The sequence below is a fragment of the Acidovorax sp. Root219 genome (assembly GCF_001428665.1).
In the GTDB taxonomy this organism is placed as follows: domain Bacteria; phylum Pseudomonadota; class Gammaproteobacteria; order Burkholderiales; family Burkholderiaceae_C; genus Acidovorax.
The window spans coordinates 127,236-127,656 of record NZ_LMIJ01000002.1 but is presented as its reverse complement, the minus strand read 5'-3'; the positions used below and the strand labels follow the sequence as shown (position 1 = coordinate 127,656).

General features: G+C 66.5%; 1 protein-coding gene. It reads left to right on the top strand.

From position 1 onward, the window contains the following. Nucleotides 1–421 (top strand): hypothetical protein (locus tag ASE28_RS32440; RefSeq protein WP_369818111.1); only part of this gene is annotated, 421 nt, incomplete at both ends.

The window sequence follows — 421 nt, the reverse complement described above, 5'->3', positions numbered from 1 at the left end:
CGAGGGGGCCATCATCCAGAGCCTGACGGGCAAGACGGCGCTGGAAGTGGCGACGCTGTTCGCCCAGGTCTTCCCCGAGCAGAGTGCGGGCAAGACGCCGGCCCAACTGCTGGAAGGCATGGGTGCCGCAGGCGCGGTGCGCGTGGATGCCGTGCGCGATATCACCGTGACTGGCGATGCGGGCAACAACACCATCACCCCCACGCTGGGCCTGGCGCGGTATGTGGATGGCGGTGCAGGCATCGACACCGTGGTCATCCCGGCCACCCTGGGCCAAACCTATGTGCAGTCCCAGAACAATGGCAGCTTCACCCTGCAGCGCCTGACCGATGGGGCGATGCTGGATGTGACGCGGGTGGAGCGGGTCACGTTCAATGACACCAAGCTGGCCTTGGACCTGAACGGCCATGCGGGCGAAGCC